General features: G+C 46.3%; 17 protein-coding genes. 5 read left to right on the forward strand and 12 right to left on the reverse strand.

Features of this window, described 5'->3' with window-relative positions; all coding sequences use genetic code 11:
• The first annotated feature begins 16 nt into the window (after window positions 1–16).
• Window positions 17–493, forward strand: coding sequence for an SAM-dependent methyltransferase (locus tag BMW45_RS06810; RefSeq protein ID WP_092241578.1), 477 nt, complete (start codon window positions 17–19; stop codon window positions 491–493).
• 193 nt (window positions 494–686) lie between these two features.
• Here BMW45_RS06810 and BMW45_RS06815 read toward each other — a convergent pair whose 3' ends face one another.
• The 10 genes from BMW45_RS06815 to BMW45_RS06860 are packed head-to-tail and all read right to left on the reverse strand — an operon-like array spanning window position 687 to window position 11,612.
• Window positions 687–1,424, reverse strand: coding sequence for an ABC transporter permease (locus tag BMW45_RS06815; protein ID WP_092241580.1), 738 nt, complete (start codon window positions 1,422–1,424; stop codon window positions 687–689).
• Window positions 1,421–2,158, reverse strand: coding sequence for an ATP-binding cassette domain-containing protein (locus tag BMW45_RS06820; RefSeq protein ID WP_092241582.1), 738 nt, complete (start codon window positions 2,156–2,158; stop codon window positions 1,421–1,423). The genes BMW45_RS06815 and BMW45_RS06820 overlap by 4 nt, the downstream gene beginning before the upstream one ends.
• A gap of 27 nt (window positions 2,159–2,185) precedes the next feature.
• Complete coding sequence (locus BMW45_RS06825; protein WP_092241584.1) at window positions 2,186–3,160, reverse strand: ABC transporter substrate-binding protein; 975 nt, start codon at window positions 3,158–3,160, stop codon at window positions 2,186–2,188.
• Between the two features lie 35 nt (window positions 3,161–3,195).
• On the reverse strand, window positions 3,196–3,780 hold the full coding sequence (locus BMW45_RS06830) for a UbiX family flavin prenyltransferase (RefSeq protein WP_092241586.1): 585 nt from the start codon (window positions 3,778–3,780) through the stop codon (window positions 3,196–3,198).
• A gap of 27 nt (window positions 3,781–3,807) precedes the next feature.
• Window positions 3,808–4,686, reverse strand: coding sequence for a UbiA-like polyprenyltransferase (locus BMW45_RS06835; protein ID WP_092241588.1), 879 nt, complete (start codon window positions 4,684–4,686; stop codon window positions 3,808–3,810).
• Window positions 4,655–6,385, reverse strand: coding sequence for a menaquinone biosynthesis decarboxylase (locus BMW45_RS06840; RefSeq protein WP_092241590.1), 1,731 nt, complete (start codon window positions 6,383–6,385; stop codon window positions 4,655–4,657). Before BMW45_RS06840 ends, BMW45_RS06835 begins: the two co-directional genes overlap by 32 nt.
• Before the next feature lie 8 nt (window positions 6,386–6,393).
• Entirely contained in the window at window positions 6,394–7,467 is a 1,074-nt protein-coding gene (locus BMW45_RS06845; protein ID WP_092241592.1) for an FAD:protein FMN transferase, read from the reverse strand.
• On the reverse strand, window positions 7,457–8,572 hold the full coding sequence (locus tag BMW45_RS06850; RefSeq protein WP_092241594.1) for a hypothetical protein: 1,116 nt from the start codon (window positions 8,570–8,572) through the stop codon (window positions 7,457–7,459). The genes BMW45_RS06845 and BMW45_RS06850 overlap by 11 nt, the downstream gene beginning before the upstream one ends.
• 33 nt (window positions 8,573–8,605) lie before the next feature.
• Window positions 8,606–9,592, reverse strand: coding sequence for a polyprenyl synthetase family protein (locus tag BMW45_RS06855; protein WP_092241596.1), 987 nt, complete (start codon window positions 9,590–9,592; stop codon window positions 8,606–8,608).
• Window positions 9,585–11,612: an NAD(P)/FAD-dependent oxidoreductase gene (locus BMW45_RS06860; RefSeq protein ID WP_092241598.1), complete on the reverse strand. Its 2,028-nt coding sequence runs from the start codon at window positions 11,610–11,612 to the stop codon at window positions 9,585–9,587. Before BMW45_RS06860 ends, BMW45_RS06855 begins: the two co-directional genes overlap by 8 nt.
• A 305-nt stretch (window positions 11,613–11,917) precedes the next feature.
• Between BMW45_RS06860 and BMW45_RS06865 the strand changes: the two genes are divergently transcribed.
• The 4 genes from BMW45_RS06865 to BMW45_RS06880 all read left to right on the forward strand — a co-directional run bounded on the left by BMW45_RS06865 (window position 11,918) and on the right by BMW45_RS06880 (window position 15,420).
• Complete coding sequence (locus tag BMW45_RS06865) at window positions 11,918–12,283, forward strand: NusG domain II-containing protein (protein WP_025230603.1); 366 nt, start codon at window positions 11,918–11,920, stop codon at window positions 12,281–12,283.
• A gap of 128 nt (window positions 12,284–12,411) precedes the next feature.
• Complete coding sequence (locus BMW45_RS06870) at window positions 12,412–13,821, forward strand: AAA family ATPase (RefSeq protein WP_166433290.1); 1,410 nt, start codon at window positions 12,412–12,414, stop codon at window positions 13,819–13,821.
• The gene (locus tag BMW45_RS06875; RefSeq protein ID WP_092241602.1) at window positions 13,805–14,494 is read left to right on the forward strand and encodes a hypothetical protein; all 690 of its coding nucleotides are present in this window, start codon (window positions 13,805–13,807) and stop codon (window positions 14,492–14,494) included. The genes BMW45_RS06870 and BMW45_RS06875 overlap by 17 nt, the downstream gene beginning before the upstream one ends.
• A gap of 107 nt (window positions 14,495–14,601) precedes the next feature.
• Window positions 14,602–15,420, forward strand: a complete 819-nt coding sequence (locus tag BMW45_RS06880; RefSeq protein ID WP_092246244.1) for an alpha/beta fold hydrolase — start codon at window positions 14,602–14,604, stop codon at window positions 15,418–15,420.
• A gap of 99 nt (window positions 15,421–15,519) precedes the next feature.
• Here BMW45_RS06880 and BMW45_RS06885 read toward each other — a convergent pair whose 3' ends face one another.
• Together BMW45_RS06885 and BMW45_RS06890 are read right to left on the reverse strand one after the other, a co-directional pair.
• Window positions 15,520–17,334, reverse strand: coding sequence for a methyl-accepting chemotaxis protein (locus tag BMW45_RS06885; protein WP_092246247.1), 1,815 nt, complete (start codon window positions 17,332–17,334; stop codon window positions 15,520–15,522).
• A gap of 223 nt (window positions 17,335–17,557) precedes the next feature.
• Window positions 17,558–18,961 (reverse strand): ABC transporter substrate-binding protein, encoded by a 1,404-nt coding sequence (locus tag BMW45_RS06890; RefSeq protein WP_092241604.1) that lies wholly within the window; start codon window positions 18,959–18,961, stop codon window positions 17,558–17,560.
• Between the last annotated feature and the right edge of the window lie 8 nt (window positions 18,962–18,969).

Consider the following 18,969-nt stretch of genomic DNA (forward strand, 5'->3'; position numbering starts at 1 on the left):
AATGGAGGAACTTACGATGCAAAATTTTCATGTAACCCCTATTGGTAAAATCAATGTCAACAAAGATGGAATGTTCATTGAGCTTGAACCGAAGTATATTCCCGCCTTGCAGGCGTTAGATGGGTTCAGCCATCTTAGTGTTATTTGGTGGTTCAGTGACTTTGATAACGAGCAAATGAGGAATATCATTGAAACCCCGCAGCCTTATAAAAAATCTCCTGCAGTAATGGGTATATTCGCTACAAGATCGCCTGTTCGCCCTAATCCGATTGCACTGTCAACCGCACAAGTTATTCATATAGATTATGAAACGGGCATTATTCAAATTGCTTATATTGATGCGAATGATGGTACACCTGTACTTGATATAAAGCCATATACGCCGAGCCTGGATAGGGTGGAAACTCCCAGTGTACCGGATTGGTGCTGTCACTGGCCTATGAGTTTGGAGGAATCAGGAACCTTTCATTGGGAAGATGAATTTAACTTTTAACCTAAAGCTGCAAATAGCACTACAAGATTGACATGGGCTGAATTTAGTATGCTCCAACGGCATCAAAATCACGTTCAAAGCAATTTCGGGACAATGAACGGGCGTAAAAGGACGGGGAGCAGAGCAAGAAAAAAGCCGCAGGATACCGGAATATCCTGCGGCAGATCTTAGAAGCTGATAATAGGTTTAAGCGTTACTTCGTTCCCTTGCACAACGCCCACTGAATTCCATCCAAAATCCAGAATAATGCTGCTCCTACCACCGACATGATGACAATGCCGCCGTACATCTGAACGTAGTTAATCCTGGACCATGCGTCCAGAATGTAGTAGCCCATTCCCCAACGGGTTCCATAAGCTTCTACTATTAAAAGGATGGCTAAGGATGTTCCTGTTCCAATCCGAATGCTGGTGAACAGCTCCGGCAGCACCGCAGGCAGGGTGATATCCTTTAAGATACTTCGTTTGCGGGCGCCCGCGCTTATTGCCACATAATAAATTCCCTGATCAATATGCTCCGCCGCATCCCGGACAGCCACAATGATCTGGAATACCGTGGTCAGGACGATGATGAGAATTTTAGAGCCATTGCCAAGCCCTAAAAGCAGCATACAGACCGGAAGCAGCGCTGTTTTGGGAACCGGGTAGGAAAAGTACACCAGAGGGTGAAGAACGCGGTTGGCGATGGCAGAGGAGGCCATAAGGATTCCAACAGGTACGCCGATGAGAAGGGCAAGGGTGAGGCCTGCCGCTACACGGCCTAAGCTGGCTCCTATATGAAGCCAAAGCCCTCCGTTTATTACCTGGCTGAACTTGTAGTAGACCGTTAGCGGCCCTGGAAGCACGGAGGTGGACAGAAGGGCAGCGAGAAGGAACCAGAGTAAATTTACAAGTAAAAAGCCTTTTATAAAGACCCACATTTTTTTTCTCATATCTCATCCGCCTTTATGATTTTCTCCGTGATCTGCTGTTCAAGCTCAGCATATGCTGCTTCTGAGGGACGTTTTACACCCTGCCATGGATTTTCACAGAAAAGATTGAAGCCGCCGCCCCGTTTCATAACTGCGATGTTATGGGCAAGGTAAAGGGCGTCTTCCACCCGATGGGTCACTATGACTGCAGTGGGCTTTTTTTCCTTCCAGATCCTCAGAAACAGTTCCCTCGCAGCCAGAGCCGCCGCAATATCCAGTGCAGCGAAAGGCTCGTCCATCAGGAGAAGCTCCGGATTCATAAGAAAGGCTCTTGCAAGAGCCACACGCTGCGCCTGGCCGCCGCTTAATGTACCCGGATAACGTTCCAATAGCCCGTCAATCCCAAGCTCTTTGCACAGGCCGGAAAGCTGCATCTCCAGGTCATGGGTATTTCCACGGATTTTGGCTGTAAACAGGCAGTTTTCCTTTACTGTCTTCCAGGGCAGCAGCCCATAGTTTTGAGGGATCAGCCCGATAGAACACGTTTTGGGGCCAAGCCCGTTACCATCCAGGGTGATGGAGCCCGTATAAGGCAGTATACCTGCCAGGGCGTGAACCATGGTGGATTTTCCGCAGCCGGAGGGACCTGCAACAGCCAGGACCGTTCCGGTCTCCAGCTGCCAGGACACCTGGTCAATGACTTTATGCATCCCGCCTTTCCCATATGTGACAGAGATATCTTTTACTTTCAGCATCTGGCTCCCTCCGTTCTTCTTAAGTCTCTATTTCAATTCTCCCATCAGTTGGTCAGGCTTTAAATCCGGGCTGCATAATCCCTTCTTAGCTGCCCATTCCACAGCTGCCTGTAAATCAGCCGCTTTTGGCAGTTCATTTTTCCTGTAGTCCGGCAGCTTAATATTTCCGGTGAGTTCTTCCGGATAGCCTGCCGCCTTGATGATCGTGGCTTCATACTCTTTTAACGGCGTTGTATTCAGATAATCAACCGCCTCATCGTATGCCTGATACATTTTTTTTATGGTATCGGATTTTTCATCAATGGCTTTCTTCGTGAATGCAGATACGGCCGGATATAGTCCGTCGGTATTGGCACTTCCAAGAACTACCGCTCCATCCTTGATCGCCAGAGTGGAGAATGGTTCCGGCAGAAGAACCAGATCGATCTTGCCGTTTCGCAGCATTTCAAGCCTGTCTGGGATCCGCGGTACCACCTGCTTGTCCAAATATGTATCATCTAACCCGGCATTCGTTAAAATATAATCCAGGGAGTACTCGATCAGCGTGTTTTCCGAGATTGCAATGCTTTTTCCCGCTGCGTTCTCCAGGGAAGTGATTCCAGTATCCTTTCCTGCCAGCAGCACATAATCTCCGTCAGTGCATCCGGTTGCTTTTACGTCCAGTCCCGCATTCTGATACATACACAGGCCGATGAAGTCCGTAAACACCCCATCTAATTCCCCTGCCTGAAGAGCAGCATCCCGGTCCTTTGCAGAAGAGAATACCTGCATATCCAACTGGACTCCGTACTTTTTGTCAAGCCCCTGTTCCGTGATGATGGTAAGGGGGACAATATCGGAAGAATACATGACTCCCAAATGAACGGTGGTATCGACGGGTGCCTTCTCTTTGCCGGCGCATCCGCCCAGGATAACCGCCGCTGTACAGCCAAACAATGCCGCAAGAATTCCAGTGCGGCCTAATAAATAATGTTTCTTAGCACTTTTTTCTGATTTTTTCATAAATTCTCCTTTGGTTTACTCGTTCGCTTTATTTCTTATTCTTCTTCTTTCCATCTGGGGTACCGGCGATTTTCCACCCCCAGGCAATCAAGTACCCGGCCGGCCATAAAATCCGCCATGTCGTCGAGGCATTTTGGCTTCTGGTAAAAGGCCGGCATAGCAGGTACGATAAATGCACCGCACTCTGCCAGAGTCAGCATATTTTTCAAATGAATCTGGGACAGGGGCGTTTCCCTGGGCATTAACACCAGAGGACGCCGCTGTTTTAACGCCACATCGGCAGCCCGGGTCATTAAATCCGGTGTAATTCCTGCCGCAATGTGGGCCAGCTTTGACATGGAGCATGGTGCGATAATCATTCCATCTGTCAGATGGGAACCGCTGGCTGCAGCGGAAAACAGATCGTTGTTATCTTCCAGGATAAGCTGATTTCTAAAGCGTTTCTTAAAATCATCAATCCATTCACCAGCTTCTCGTCCGGTTTCATAGGCCAAGACCTTTTCCCCTGTTCCCGTCAGGATGAGCCGTACTCTGGCTCCGCCTTCCAGCAGGGCTTCTACTGTCCGAAGGCCGTAAATGCTTCCGCTGGCGCCTGTAATTCCAACTACATATTGTTTCATAGTCTGTCTCTTTCCCTTTCCATTGCGTTATAAGTATACATCCAGAGTTCCGAAGACCAGAAGCACGATACTGGTGATCTGGCTGATGCTGTAGGACGCAATATTGACATTTTCCAGATGATCCGGTGATACCAGCCGGTGCTGAATCACCATAAGAACCGCGATAATCCCCAGGCCGGTTCCATAGAGCACACCAAACTGGGGATAGAGCAGTACTCCGGCAATACACAGGCAAAGCAGTGCAGCCACATGGAACAGGGTACTGATCCATAACCCGCCTCTCACGCCAAACTGCACAGGGATGGAATGGAGTCCGTTTGCCTTATCAAATTCATAATCCTGAGAGCCGTAGATAATATCGAATCCCGCAGTCCATAGGCAGTTGGCAGCACCAAAGAAAAGCGGTATCAGGGAAAACTTCCCCGTTACCGCCAGCCAGGCTCCTACGGGAGCGCAGGCGCATGTGATACCCAGAACCAGATGGCATGTCCAGGTGAATCGTTTCGTGTAGGAGTAGATTGTCATCAGGAACAAAGCCAGAGGGGAAAGGAAGAGACATAGCAGGTTTAAACGGGAGGCGCTGAACACCATAACCAGAAAGCAGGCTGCCACCAGGACCAGGGTTTCCTTTTTTCCGATCTGTCCCTTTGGAATCTGGCGGCTTGCTGTTCTGGGGTTTTTGGCGTCGATCCTGGCATCCACCACCCGGTTTAAGGCATTAGCACCTGTTCTGGCGCTTAAAAAGGCTACGGCAGCCCAGAATACGACTTTTGGATCCGGCCGGCCGCTGGAAACAGCAAGCAGGGCCACTGCGGCAAAGGCCAGGGAAAAGATGGTATGGCTGAACATGACCAGCTTCCCGTATTCATTTAATTTATTTACTATTTTTCCAATGATCGATCCCATAAGCACTCCATTTCGCTGACACCTTTTTTTTGATTTCATCTGTCATCACGATATCTTCCGGCCAGGGACGGGAAAGTCCCTCCTCCAGACGCTTTCTTGTAGCATCGAAAGCCGCCCGCCTGCCATCCGTAAACATATCTCTGGTAACGTCAATATTATTAAATACCCGCCACATGACTGTGGAATGATCTGACGGGTCTACATCCTCGTCCACAATTAAAATGAGGGAAGCCTTTTTTTCTTCCAGCATGGAAAGGGCTTTTTGCCTTCCTCCCCAGGGCTGTTCCTTACGAATAGGAACGATTTCAAGCGCTCCTTCGGTAAAGGCTTCTTTCCCTCTGCTAGTGGCATCTATACCAAGCCGTCCGCCATACAAAGGATAATCGGAAGAATGATCCAGAGCATCTAACGGCCCTTTGCTGACTACAAAATCCTCCTCCGGATGGGCGTAGCGCAAGACCTCCTGCCAGACAGCTGCCGCATCACAGGGATCTATGGTTTCATCGACCGCCACGATCATCTTTGCAGTTCTCATCTGTCCCATGCCCCATATGGCGTTCATGACAGTTCTGGCAGCTCCCGGATAGGATGATTTCACCGATATCACTGCGCAGTTATGGAAGACTCCTTCAAATGGTAAATGGATATCCTGCAGCTCGGGAATCGCTGTCTTTAATACGGGAAGGAAGATGCGTTCTGTAGCCTTTGCCATATAGCAGTCTTCCATAGGAGGTTTGCCCACTACTGTGGCAGGATAGACAGGATGTTTTTTATGGGTAATCGTTGTAACATGAAATCTGGGATACCAGTCCGCCAGAGAATAATAACCGGTATGATCTCCGAAAGGTCCTTCCCAGACCAGTTCTTCCTGAGGATCTACATAGCCCTCCAGTACAAATTCCGCATCCTCCGGCACATAGAGATCGTTGGTAATGCATTTCACCATTTTTACCGGCCTTTTTCTTAAGAATCCGGCCAGCATCATCTCATCCAGTTTCGGCGGAAGAGGAGCTGTGGAAGCATATGTCACTGCCGGGTCGCATCCAAGTGCAACGGATACGGGCATAGGACAGCCCTTCTTTCTGTATGCTTCGTAAATACCGGCCCCATCCTTGTGTTTCTGCCAGTGCATGGCCGTTGTCTTGGAATCCAGTACCTGCATCCGGTACATGCCTATGTTTTGTAGCTTTGTATCAGGATATTTTGTAAAGACAAGGGGAAGTGTAAAGAAACGCCCTCCGTCAAGAGGCCAGCAATGCAGAACTGGCAGCTGTTCTAAGTCTGGTTCTCTCTCTATAACCTCCTGGCAGCTGGGCCTTTTAACATGAAAACGGCTCCTGAAAGGAAAGCAGCATAACAGGCGCAGGAGCTTTGGTGAAAAGGAGATCAGCTTTAAAAACGATGTATAATTCCCAAAATCCAGATAGGCACCTATATCCGCTGCGATATCGTCTAAGTTATCCGCTCCAAGAGAAAGGGCCATCCGCTTATCGGTGCCAAAGGCGTTCATCAGCACCGGATAGGGAGAGCCCTCCACATGTTCAAACAAAAGCGCTTTGCCACTGTTACTTTCTGACTTGCAGACCCTGTCAGTGATCTCTGTTATTTCCAGGAGAGGGGATACTTTCTCCGTCACCCGGATCAGTTCCCCTCTCTCTTCCAATTTATGAATAAAATCCTGTAGTCCTCGGTATGACATATGGCCTCCTAACGGTCATGGCTGCGGTATGCTTCGTAGCCGCTGCTGGTTTTGATGGTGCTATCCGGCAGAACCCACATCGCTTCAACACCCTTCATATCTTCGATCATAGCCAGTCCCTCTTCATAGGGCATATTAAATATGGCGGTAGACAGCGCATCTGCCCAGCCAGAGTCCTTACAAACAACGGAAACTGCCCGGAAGTATGCTGCAGGCATCAGTGTCAAAGGGTCGATAATATGGTGATATTTCACCCCATCCACAATGTAATACCTTTCATAATCACCGCTGCTGACGAGAGAAAAGCCGTCTAAATCCAAAGTATCAATGGCCTTTTTATCACTGTCAAGATCCGGATTTTGGATATCCAGCTTCCAGGGCTTTCCGTCTCCCCGGATACCGATGGCACGGATATTGCCTCCTACACTGAGAAGAACATGGTCAATCCCCTTGGCTTCCAGAGATCTAGCTACCAGTTCTGTGGCGTAGCCTTTTGCAATGGCCCCCACGTCTAAGCGCATTCCAGGATCCTCCAGGTATACGGTGGAAGCATCTTCATCTATGATGACCTTTGAGAAATCCGTATGTAGGGCTGCCTCTTTCAGTTTGTCCATAGGGGGAACCTGGGCTGTCTCCGGGTTATCTATGCCCTTTGTGCGATAGTCGTGCCAGATGGACAGAACACTTCCCATGGCTACATTTACTTTGCCGTCTGTTTTTTCATAGGCTTCTTCCGCCGCCTTTAACATATCGATGATCTTCTGATCGACTTTCACGGGACTTTTACCGGCATTATCATTGATGGTCTTAATATTGTTTATACCGTCATAATCATTGTAAATATCATATAGCTCATGGTACGTCTCCAGCTCATCATGAACGTCCGTGGCAATCTGGGTAAATTCCTCTTTATTCTTTGCATATCCGACGATCTGGGTGACGGTATCGAAGAGTTTTAGGAACTCAGCGTGAAATCTTTGATCCTTTTTAACTCCTATGGCGGCGGTATTAACCGCCGCCATAGTAAGCGCTGCCAGAGTTCCGGCAATGATTATAAAAGTTATTACTTTTTTATTTTGCATTTGCTTCTGCCTTGGAGATGCCTGCTTGGAAGTCACCAATACCAACAGTTACGCTGGCTTTTAAGTCGGCATCAGTAGGAGCACCTTCTTTTTCATCAATTGCAAGACCTGTGATCTCACTGGCTGTTTTGCCAGTTGCATAAGCTGCGAAACTAGCAGCCTGCTCATTCCATTCTTTTCCGATTGCGGAAGCTTTCTTCATGCCATAGGCATCACCTAACTGATTCTTGGTCTTGAAATCAGCAGCTTTTAAATCGCTGGTGATCTTACCGGCAGCGTCGAAGTTTACATTGACCTGAGAAGCGTCAATCACACAGCTTGTAATCTTGCTGTCTGCGCCAAAGCTTGCAATTGTGTAGGTAGAATATGCCTGAGCCACGCCGTCAGCATCTGCAGCTGCATCTTTGGACTTGCTGATGCCTGTTACGATACCATAACCCAGCTTGTCGCCTGTCTGAGCGCCTGCGCTCTTAGCATTTGCTACAGCCTGCTCAACAACATTGATAAAGTCTCCGATATGAACAGTAATGGTAGCCTTTAAGTCTGCATCATCTGCAACACCATCTGCAGAAACGGCAATTCCTTTTACTTCATCGGCAGTTTTTCCGATTACATACTTAGCAAAGCCATCAGCCTGCTCGTTCCACTCTTTGCTGATACCGGAAGCTTTTTTCATACCATATTTTTCTCCCAGCTCATTCTTGGATTCCACAACGGTACCAAGATCTGTAAGCAGTTTTCCTTCTTTGGAGAAATTCACTTTGGTCTGAACGGAATCGATTTTACAGTCTACAATCTTACCGCTGCCATCTACTAATACAGCTGCGAACATGGTATCTACTTCTGCAAGACCATCTTTTTCACCAGCATCTGTGGATTTGCCGATGGAAGAAATTGCTGCATAACCGGTAGAGAGAGCGCCGCCTGCTGCTTCAGTCTTTGCAGCTTCTGTGGTGGCCTCAGCCTGTGTGGTAGGTGCTTCCGTTGTTGCTGCCTCTGTCGGTGCTGCAGTAGTTGGTGCCTGTTTTAAATTGGATGAACACCCTGCCAGGATAGTTGCTGCCGCCATAAGACCGCAGCTTAAAGCTAAAACACGTTTTTTCATAGTTAAAACTCCTCCTTATGTTGCTTTATATTATTATTTTTTAATACCATAATAAGATTTATCCACCACGGTCATGATCCTGGCCATCTTGGCCTCGGATAAATTAAGAGCTCCGATGGTGCTTACTGCTTTTGTATAGTATCTGCCAGCCATTGCTTTTGTATAAGCGGTTCCGCCGGCTTCCAAAACTCTGTCATAGAGTTCCTTCGCGGAAACCAGGCCGTTTTTAACCTGCATTAAAAAGTTCTCATCCTGTTTCATGGCATGAATGAGAGGCAAGGTGACAACTCCTTCTTCATAATCGGACCGGACGCTTTTCTTAGCATCACTTTCATCCATCTCATAATCAATACAGTCATCCATGAGCTGAAAAATCATGCCTACATCATTGCCGACCTTACGGTACATGCGAAGTTTTCTCTCATCCGTTGTGGACAGCATGGCGCCGCCGTGAAAGGATGCTTCAAAAAGCGCCGCTGTTTTTCCTTTGATGATGCTTAGATAGCGGTAAACGGATAGATCCAGGTTCCCATTGTTGATTTCCTGGCGTAATTCTCCCATGCAGATTCTGCATAGATAATTGGACATATCCAGGGCTTCGTATTCTTTCCTTTTAGGAATGGAAACCGCCAGTTTAAGTGCCAGGGATAAGAGGTAATCTCCGCAAATGACCGCCGCTTTTTTGCCAAATCTCTTTTGAAGCGTGTCGATCCCCCGCCTTGTATCAGCGTCATCGATTACATCATCATGGACCAGGGTGGCCAAATGCAGCAGTTCTACTGCAGAAGCCAGGGTAATGGCATCTGCCGGAACTTTATCCTCTTCATCCATGGAACAGGCCATCAGCCCATAAGCACGGATGAACTTACCTGTGGACTTTGCCAGATGGGCCGTGTAAGTCCTGATGACAGGAGGCGCTGAAGATAAATGCTTTTCCACAGCTGATGCCATTAATTGGAAAGCCTCTTCAAAACCATACCGCAGGCTGTCTGCATCCTCCAACAATTCTCTATTAGTCATTGTATAAATACCACTTCCTTATAAAGGGAAGTTTTCTCCATTTTTTCTTAAGCCAGGGCATGAAATAATAATCAAGGCCAAGGGTTCTGCCGCCGCCGATTAGCACTGCGATACCGGCGAAAATCATCCAGAACGTGTTTAAGTAAAGACCAGTCGTGCACACAAACATGAACTGAAGCACCAGGGAGGCTGCTGAGGAAAGGAAGTTGAATAATCCTGCCATTAAAGCAAGACCGATCAGGATCTCCGCGATTACGATACCGCGCTGCATAAACAGCTGAAGTCCGCCGTTAGGCAGGATCACAGTATTCACAAACCAGTTCATAGGAGCAAAATCCAGTTTAAAGGCATAATCAGACAGAGTCGAATGGGAAATGCCTTTGGAACTGACAAGGGTAGCGTCGATTAATCCTAAAATATGATAGGAGAAAACTGCTACACCACTGGAAACTGCATCTGCAGCACCAGCAGCAGCACCAGTGGCACTGGCTACCGCATCTGCAGCAGCAGAAGTTGCACTGGAGACAGCATCAGCCGAAGGAGCAGCTCCTCCGATTCCATTGATCCCGTAGGGAGCCAGAATGTTATTGAAGAATTGATTGGCTCCTCCAAAGAAACCGCTCAGCATGGGCTGATCCATCCAGCCTTCAACAATCTTCATAACGCCTTCAAATACCCATACAGCACCCAGCCATACGCGCAGCGGCATCAGCAGGAAGCTTGGGGTCCTGTTGGAGAAATGACCTCCCAGGAAGCTTCTGCGGTTGCGCACGGTAAAGAATTCGTGGCACACATAGCTCCACACCTTGTTCCAACCCAATACCTGAATAAAATATATAACATTGATAAAATGCTTGGAAAGCATGGCAAAGAAGGAACACAGGTTAAACATGAGATTGGGAAGTCCTACCCGTGCCACTCCGTAGCGGCCTCCTACAGAAACCATAACGCCATGGAAGGACGGTTTATACTCCTCCATCGCTCCTGTACCAGCAATGGCACATACCAGATTATGGGCGGCTGTATGAGCGCTCTGCTCACAGTTTTCTACCATCTGTGGAACAGGTGCATTTTCTCCCTGAGGTACATACATCATGTTGTCGCCGACTACGTAAACTTCTTCGTGATCTTTGGCTCTTAAGAAAGAATCTACTTGGATTCTTCCGCGCCCTACGGATTCAAGCGTCTTGGCCGCTTCTCCTGTAATATCTGCGCTTTCAATACCGGCGGTCCAGATGGTTGTACCGGATGGATAACGGTTTTTCCTGCCATCCTGATTCAGTTCGATGAAATCCTCGCCAATGGCGGTCACACCGGTTTCCATCATTACTTTTACGCCCATCTTTGTCAGGCGCTTTTCTACCTTGCCGGACAGCTTCTCCGGAAGAATGGGCACTGACCGCTTTAAAACATCTACGTTATACATGGAGACAAGAGACGGTTCTATTTCATACTCATCACATAAGAAGGGCACATATTCTGCCAGTTCTCCAGCCATTTCCACACCGGTAAAACCTGCTCCTACGACGTAGAACGTCAAAAGGCGGCGTTTTTCCGCCTCGTCCGGTTCACAGGCAGCTTTGCGGAATACATGGTGAATCCGTTCTTTTAATAAAACAGCATCTTCATAAGACCAAAGCTTATAAGAATTCTTCTCTGCACCTTCCACACCGAAATAGGTGGGCTTAGAGCCTGCGGCCAGGATCAGATAGTCATAATCGTATTCGCCCTGGTTTCCCGTCAATTTCTTCTCTTCAATGGAAATCTGACTGATGGTGTCAGTAATGATTTCAACATTCCTTCCGGCAAATACTTTTTTCAGGCTGATGCGTATACTGTCTTCCTCTACCCTTCCAGCGGCCACTTCATGAAGTTCTGTAAGCATGGTATGAAACGGATGCCTGTCTATGATGGAGATACTTACCTCGTCCTCCATCTTCATCTTGCGGAATTTTTTTTCCAATTTTTTGGCAGTTAAAATACCGGCATAACCGGCACCTAACACTACTATTCTTTTCAAGTCTTCCCCTCCTTGTATGATAGCGGCACGCAAAATGCCACTTTGACATTATTATAACATATGGGAATGATTTTTACCATAATTTTATCGCAAATCGATCACTTTTTCCACTTTTTGTAACTTATTACATATATAGAGAATTGCCTGTCAAAAGGAGCCGGTCATTTGTTTCCTGATATCCAAATCGGGCCGGCAATACAAGGTATCCTATAATGATTTTGGACTAATTTTTATTTTATAAACAAGACAGTTATGTTATAATGAAATCTCAGAATATTACATTTAAGAGAAATAAGAGGTAACAGATGAAGTTTGAAAAAAAATTAACAGTAATACAAAAGAGAGAGCTGATCCTGATTGCTGCCATTCTGGTGATATCAGGACTGCTCTCAGGGATATTTTATATCAAAAACAGAAAGCCGGCGGAGCAGGTGGTGGTCACTGTAGACGGCGAGACTGTGGCAACCCTGGATCTTCATAAAGATGCTGACATGGTTATTGATGGGTATGGCGGTACGGATCATCTGATCATTAAAGACGGTTATGCCAGCATTACAGAAGCTTCCTGCCCTGATAAGGTATGTGTCCGCACGGGCAAGATTCACAGAAGCGGGGAACTGATTGTCTGCCTGCCTAATCGGGTGGTAGTCACAATCGAAGGGGAAGAATAAGGAATTGCCGAATATATCTCCTGTTTCTGGAGAATCATATCCAATATCGGAATAAAATGTACCGTTATGTAAAAATAATTACAGGTTTCAGGAACTAAATGATCCTGGGGATCAGGGAAGGAGCTGATATGGGCGTGGTTCAGACGACGGTTCGCATAAGTGAGATTGAATTAAAAGGTTTTAAAAATACCCAGTACGGCAGAATTATAATGCCGTCTGCAGGGAATAAGGATTATTTCTCAAATACAGCGGACATTCTCGGCATTTATGGCCAGAACGGTTCAGGGAAAACAGCGGTTATTGAAGCAATGGAGTTCGTTCAGACTTTGCTAACGGGGCGGCCCCTGTCTAGGGAAGTGGTTCATTATATTTCCAAAGACATGGAAACCTGTACAATTACCGTTAAGTTTATAATCCAGACAGTCAGTAAAAAAACCATGGCTGAATATTCTGTCCAGTTAAAAAGGATTTCCAAAAGCGAGTTTGAGATAGAACACGAAGCCCTCTGTTCCGCGGCCTGGACCGGAGAAAAGTTTGAAAGCAAAAAAACCTTGATCGATTACGGACTGCATTCAGAAGGACCAACATTTACGCCAAAATACCGGCTGGAAGATTTAATACGGGAGAATAATGAAAATAAAGTAAATTTAAGCGTTGCAAAAAAAATTGCCCGGAAAGATCTGGTTTCTTTTATCTTCGGCCCGGAAGGCAGGGGGGTATTTTTATCCGCATCTGAAGGTGCGTCTGAGGATTACGCTTATATCATCCATTCACTTTATCAATATGCAGGCATGAACCTGTTCGTAATTTCCAATGCCCGTGCAGGAGCAATCAGTATGGATTTCATGATCCCGTTTGCGTTCCGCCTGGATCTCGGTGAGAGGATTGCAAAGGGCGATTTGCTTATAAGGCTTGATGAACCGTCAGTGATCAGTAAAGAACATTTTGAAATGGCCAGGAAGATCCTTCATGAGATGAATGTGGTTCTTGACGCCATGATTCCTGGTCTCTCCATTGGAATTTATGACTTTGGCGAGCAGCTTCTTGAACGGGGGGAAGAAGGACACAGAGTCGAATTAATTTCAAAACGCGGAGAAATTACAATTCCCCTGAAATATGAGTCGGAAGGGATCATTAAGATCATTTCCGTTCTAAATGCCCTCATGTGCGTTTATAACAATGCCTCCATGTGTTTGATTATTGATGAACTGGATGCAGGTGTATATGAATATCTTTTAGGGGAACTGCTTTCTGTCTTTGAAAAGGGTGCGAGGGGGCAGCTGATCTTCACATCACATAATTTGCGGGCATTGGAAATGATTCATAAAAGCAGCATTGTATTTTCCACCACAAATCCATCCAACCGGTATATCCGTCTGCAGAACATAAAGAGCAATCATAATTTGCGGGATATGTATTTGCGGAGCATCGTATTGGGCGGTCAAAAAGAAGCTATTTATGAAGAGACAGACAGTGTGGAAATTGGCCGTGCATTCAGGCGTGCCGGAAAGGCGGTAAGGGATGGCGGCCAAGACTAAAAAAGTAATCCTGTTTATCGTTGAAGGACCCACTGACGAGGAGACATTAAGTCCGGTTCTTAAAAAAGCATTTCAGAGAGAAGATGTCCGTTTCCATGTGGTTCACGGCGATATGACAAGCAACTGGTCGGTATCAGGCAACAATGCCGTTAAAACGGTCAATGAGCACATTGAGGTGGAAAGAAAGCGGTATGGCTTTAATAAAAAAGACATTCTTAAGGTGATTCATCTTGTTGACATTGACGGGGCGTTTATTCCGGCTGACAAGGTCGTAAAAAGCTCAACGGGGACAATCCGATATTTTGATGACCGGATCGAATCGGCAGATCCTGAGGGGGTCATTGACCGGAATTCAAGAAAGTCCCAGGTGCTGTACCGGCTTAGTACGGCCGAATCAGTGGGTAAAATTCCGTATTCTATTTTTTATTTTTCCCGGAATCTTGAGCATGTGCTTCATAACAATCATGGGAATCTGACTGACGATGAAAAGGTAAATTATGCAGATGCTTTTGCAGATAAGTATGGTTCCGATCAGAAAGGCTTTCAGGCATTTATTTCATCGGATGATTTTGCAGTACCGGGGGATTTTCGTGAGACATGGAACTTTATTATGCAGGGCCTCAATTCATTACACCGGCACTGTAATCTACATCTGCTTCTTAAAGAAGGTTAACGGGAAGAATATAATTGCGCCCTGCACTAGGTATTTATTTGAAAAACCGGAATGATGGTTAAGGAGAGGGAATATCATAGAATAAACATATTGTGCAGAGCGAGATCATGGGATACTATATAACCGTTGAAAAGAATGTAAACATCTACGTAGAGGATCTTAATCCGGATTGCGAAAATACCATTTTATTTCTTCATGGATGGCCGGGAAGCCATAAGCTTTTTGAATACCAGTTTGATGTGCTTCCTGCCATGGGGTTCCGGTGTATCGGCATTGATACAAGAGGATTCGGGGATTCTGACAAGCCGTTTTGTGGGTATGATTATGACCGGCTGGCCGATGATGTCAGAGTGGTCATTGATGTACTGAATCTTAGGAATATTACCCTGGCAGGGCATTCCACCGGAGGGGCGATTGCCATAAGGTACATGGCAAGGCACAAGGGCTTTGGGGTAGCAAGACTTGCTTTATTCGCTGCTGCAGCGCCAAGCCTTGTGAAACGGCCGAACTTCCCTTATGGACTTGATAAAGACGTAGTAACTCAAATTATAAACGGAACCTACGCCGACCGTCCCAACATGTTAAATAATTTTGGAGATATATTCTTCTTCCAGCACATTACTTATCCGTTCTCCCAATGGTTTTTCCAGCTTGGACTGCAGGCAGCTGGCTGGGCGACGGCAGCTATTGCAAATACCTGGCTCGAAGAGGTATTATTTTCGGATCTGGAAGCAATTGATGTTCCAACTCTGATCATTCATGGGATCCATGATCAGGTTGTACCATATGTTCTGGGTGAGATCCAGCATCAATGCATTAATAACTCCAGGCTGGAATCCTTTGAATTCAGCGGTCATGCGACCTTCTATGACCAAAAGGACGAATTCAATAAGGTTCTGGCCGAATTCGCCAGCGGGGATTGTTAGAAAAAGGGTAAACAGTACCATTGTTAAGGACATAAAAAAAGGGCGTTGATTTTAATAGATCAACGCCCTTTCATATGGCATTCTGGATTTCTGTTTTAATTAATACTTTTCAAAGGACGATTCCGTCCTGGCCTCATATTCGTACTCTTTTGTGCTTTTTATCTCTGTCTTTTGTTCAGTATCCAATTGGAATTTGTCTACTTCATCCCGCAGTGTATTGGCCTGGGCGCTCATTTCCTCACTGGAGGCCGAATTTTCCTCAGCTGTTGCTGCATTTGCCTGTATAACTGCCGATACCTGCTCCAGTCCTATGCGGATCTCATCAATGGAAGAGGCCTGCTCAGAAGCCGATTGGTTGATCTTATTGACGATATCATTGATAAAGCCGGTGGTTTTATCGATATCATCCAGAATCTGGGCGGTTTTCTCTGTGATTTCAGTGCCTTCCTGTACCGCGTTTACAGAATTCTGTATCAGCTCCGCTGTCTGTTTTGCGGCCTCCGCAGATTTGGCTGCAAGATTACGGACTTCGTCGGCTACTACGGAGAATCCCTTTCCTGCAGTTCCTGCCCGGGCGGCTTCAATGGCTGCATTGAGGGAGAGGATATTGGTCTGGAACGCAATGTCCTCAATAACCTTTGTTATATTGGTTATCTGATCGGAAAAGATGGCGATATTGTCCATTGCTTTTGTAAGCTGCTTCATATGTGTACCGCCGTTTTTAACGTTATGGCTGGTTTGAACCACATATTCGGTTGCTTTAATAACATTTTTTGAATTTTCTGCAGCCTGTTCCGTGATGCTTGCAATGGAGGAGGAGAGTTCCTCTACGGAAGCGGCCTGTTCTGTGGAACCGGCTGCAAGCTGCTGTGCTCCTGCCGATACCTGTTCTGTTCCTGTATTTACCTGTTGTGCGGCAACATCGATCATAATGAGGGTACGATTTAAAGAGGAAACGGTTTTTATAATTGCCTTTTTAATGGCTTCAAAGTCCCCCACATAGTCTAAATCCATGGAGAAACGCATATCTCCCTGTGACAGAAGATTTAGCTTATCCGTAATGTCACGGATATAGGAGGTTATGGCAGCATTTGTATTTCTGATGTTTTCAGCCATGCTTCCCAGCTCATCTTTGCTTACATATGTAATCTGAGCCTGTAAATTTCCCTTTGATATTTCCTTGTAAACCAGTTCGATTTCCTTCACAGGATCCAGAATCGATTTTCTGATGATCATGGTAATGAAAAGGGTAAACAGCAGGGAAATCAACAGAGATAAGGAAAGGGAAAACCAGGCTGATTTCATGAAGTTCTGCGCATCCTCCTTCTGGGAAACAGCATACCGCAGCTGGATCGTTGAAAAACTTGACAGAATTTCTCCGGCCTGATCAATGGCAGGTGAATAATTGTTTTTATAAGACTCGTAGGCCTTGCTGCTGTTTCCTTTGGAGGAAGCTTGAAGCAGCCCTGAAATCTCTTCTCTGGCGGACTTGGTTTTTGATAATAAATCTCTTATCTGTGCGATATCGTTATCTCTTGCACTGGAAGTCTGGTTGCCTGCAAATGCCTCCAATGCGCCGGAAACGCTTTCTTCCTGTTCCTGGGCTTTGGCAAGGCTATCATGTACGGACTGGATATTATCGTCAAGAATTGCCTGAAGAAGATATTTTTGTGCCGAAGCCAGCCCGGATCTCATGGTCCATGTGCTGTTGGAGTTTGGTACGGTATAGCGGTAATAGCGTTCCACCTGGAATCCGAGATTTTTCGTGTTCCATGCGGATATTGAAGTGGATGCTATAATGATCAGCAGTATTATGCCAAAACCTAGAATCAGTTTTTTGCCGACAGATAAGTTTTTAATCAGAGAGCCTGCTTCTTTGCCGGAATCATCGGCATTTGTATTCTGTTTTTTCATCTTATCGTTCCTTTCCCGATTTTCTAACCGGAATGCATATAGATTGGAAATTCCGTCATGCGTCATATAATATATCGGAATGATAAAGCTAATCATAAGAATTCACTTGTTATTTTTTTACTGTACAGACTACTTTCATGATCTGTTAAAGAAGGCGGATTCCGAAAGGAAAGGGATAGAGAAAAGAAAGCCTCCGGCTTTTGTGCCGAAGGCTTTTTGAACATTATTTTGTAGATGAATTATAGTTAGCGATGGCTGCATTTACTTTTTCAGCCAGGAAACTTACCGCCTGCTCCGGTGTATAGGTGCCGTCATAGGTTTTCTCCATTGCTTCGTTAAAGATCTTTCTGGACTCGGTAGCTACTCCGGATAATACACCTGCGGTGTATCCATTGACAGGGGTAGCCTTTAACTGGTTGATGGCAGTGGTAAAGTTGGGGTTCTGAGCAATGAAATCCTTCATGGCAGGAGTTTCATAAGCCTCCGGGTTAACTGCGAAGTATCCGGTGGACATACTCCAGTTGGCCTGGGAATCCGGTGTGGTGGTAAATTCGATGAACTTCCAGGCAGCGTTCTTTTTCGCCTCATCCTTATTGTCCATCATCCACAGGGATGCGCCTCCAATGATGACACCGCCATCGGAAGCAGATGCATCGATCTTTGGAAGAAATCCGGTACCGATCTCAAAATCACTGCTTGCCGTAGCATTTTTAAGAATTGCCGTGGATTCAATGATCATGGCTGTCTGACCTGAGAAAAATGCGGTCTGGGTATCAGCGGTGGTGCTGCCGTAGTTATCCGCATAACCGGAATCCATAAGCTTTTTCCATGTTTCAAAAATCTTAAGTCCAGCCCCGTTGTTTACGAAATCCACTTCGGTTGCTGGCGCTTTCCTTCCGTTTTCATTGTTTGCATAAAATTTTCCCTGGCCGGCGATCTGCTGTTCAAAGAACCAGCCGTAGATGGCCTGTGCATAGCCCACAGGAGCTGCTTTGCTTTCCACAATTTTTTTGGAGAATTCCAATACCTCGTCAAAAGTTTTGGGCGGGGTGTCAGGATCCAGACCGGCCGCCTTAAAAACGTCCTTGTTGTAATACAGCATTGGAGTGGAAACATTAAATGGCATGGACATCTGTTTTCCGTTTACCGTATAGTAGCTGGTGATGATATTCATAACCGTAGAAGGATCAAAGTTTGTGGAGGCAAACATATCCTGTACCGGAATGGCATGACCGCTGTCGGTCATAAACTTTGTGCCGATGTCGTACATCTGGCATACATCCGGCATGCTGCCGCTTTGCATGGCTGCCTTCAGCTTGGTAATCAGGTCATCATAGTTTCCCTGATATTCACTTTTTACCTCAATCTCGTTCTGGGACTCATTAAAGGCTTTAACCAGAGCTTCGGTTGCCTCTCCGTTTACACCTCCCATAGCATGCCAGAGGGTAATGACTGTTTTGCCCCCCTCAGCCGGAGCTTTTGCGTCAGCTGCCGCTTTTGTGGTAGCGGATTCCGTAGAACCTGCCGCTGTGGTTCCCCCGGAAGTAGCACTTCTACCGCATGCAGCAAGAGTCATGGACATGACAGCAGCCATAATCGCCGCAAGCCACCTTTTTCTTCTTTTCATAGATATCC

The sequence above is a fragment of the Lacrimispora sphenoides genome, assembly GCF_900105215.1.
GTDB classification, from domain to species: Bacteria; Bacillota; Clostridia; order Lachnospirales; family Lachnospiraceae; genus Lacrimispora; species Lacrimispora sphenoides_A.

Coding starts and splice junctions, on each gene's coding strand:
- BMW45_RS06810 (WP_092241578.1), top strand. CDS start 17: ATGCAAAATTTTCATGTAACCCCTATTGGTAAAATCAATGTCAACAAA.
- BMW45_RS06815 (WP_092241580.1), bottom strand. CDS start 1,424: ATGAGAAAAAAAATGTGGGTCTTTATAAAAGGCTTTTTACTTGTAAAT.
- BMW45_RS06820 (WP_092241582.1), bottom strand. CDS start 2,158: ATGCTGAAAGTAAAAGATATCTCTGTCACATATGGGAAAGGCGGGATG.
- BMW45_RS06825 (WP_092241584.1), bottom strand. CDS start 3,160: ATGAAAAAATCAGAAAAAAGTGCTAAGAAACATTATTTATTAGGCCGC.
- BMW45_RS06830 (WP_092241586.1), bottom strand. CDS start 3,780: ATGAAACAATATGTAGTTGGAATTACAGGCGCCAGCGGAAGCATTTAC.
- BMW45_RS06835 (WP_092241588.1), bottom strand. CDS start 4,686: ATGGGATCGATCATTGGAAAAATAGTAAATAAATTAAATGAATACGGG.
- BMW45_RS06840 (WP_092241590.1), bottom strand. CDS start 6,385: ATGTCATACCGAGGACTACAGGATTTTATTCATAAATTGGAAGAGAGA.
- BMW45_RS06845 (WP_092241592.1), bottom strand. CDS start 7,467: ATGCAAAATAAAAAAGTAATAACTTTTATAATCATTGCCGGAACTCTG.
- BMW45_RS06850 (WP_092241594.1), bottom strand. CDS start 8,572: ATGAAAAAACGTGTTTTAGCTTTAAGCTGCGGTCTTATGGCGGCAGCA.
- BMW45_RS06855 (WP_092241596.1), bottom strand. CDS start 9,592: ATGACTAATAGAGAATTGTTGGAGGATGCAGACAGCCTGCGGTATGGT.
- BMW45_RS06865 (WP_025230603.1), top strand. CDS start 11,918: ATGAAGTTTGAAAAAAAATTAACAGTAATACAAAAGAGAGAGCTGATC.
- BMW45_RS06870 (WP_166433290.1), top strand. CDS start 12,412: ATGGGCGTGGTTCAGACGACGGTTCGCATAAGTGAGATTGAATTAAAA.
- BMW45_RS06875 (WP_092241602.1), top strand. CDS start 13,805: ATGGCGGCCAAGACTAAAAAAGTAATCCTGTTTATCGTTGAAGGACCC.
- BMW45_RS06880 (WP_092246244.1), top strand. CDS start 14,602: ATGGGATACTATATAACCGTTGAAAAGAATGTAAACATCTACGTAGAG.
- BMW45_RS06885 (WP_092246247.1), bottom strand. CDS start 17,334: ATGAAAAAACAGAATACAAATGCCGATGATTCCGGCAAAGAAGCAGGC.
- BMW45_RS06890 (WP_092241604.1), bottom strand. CDS start 18,961: ATGAAAAGAAGAAAAAGGTGGCTTGCGGCGATTATGGCTGCTGTCATG.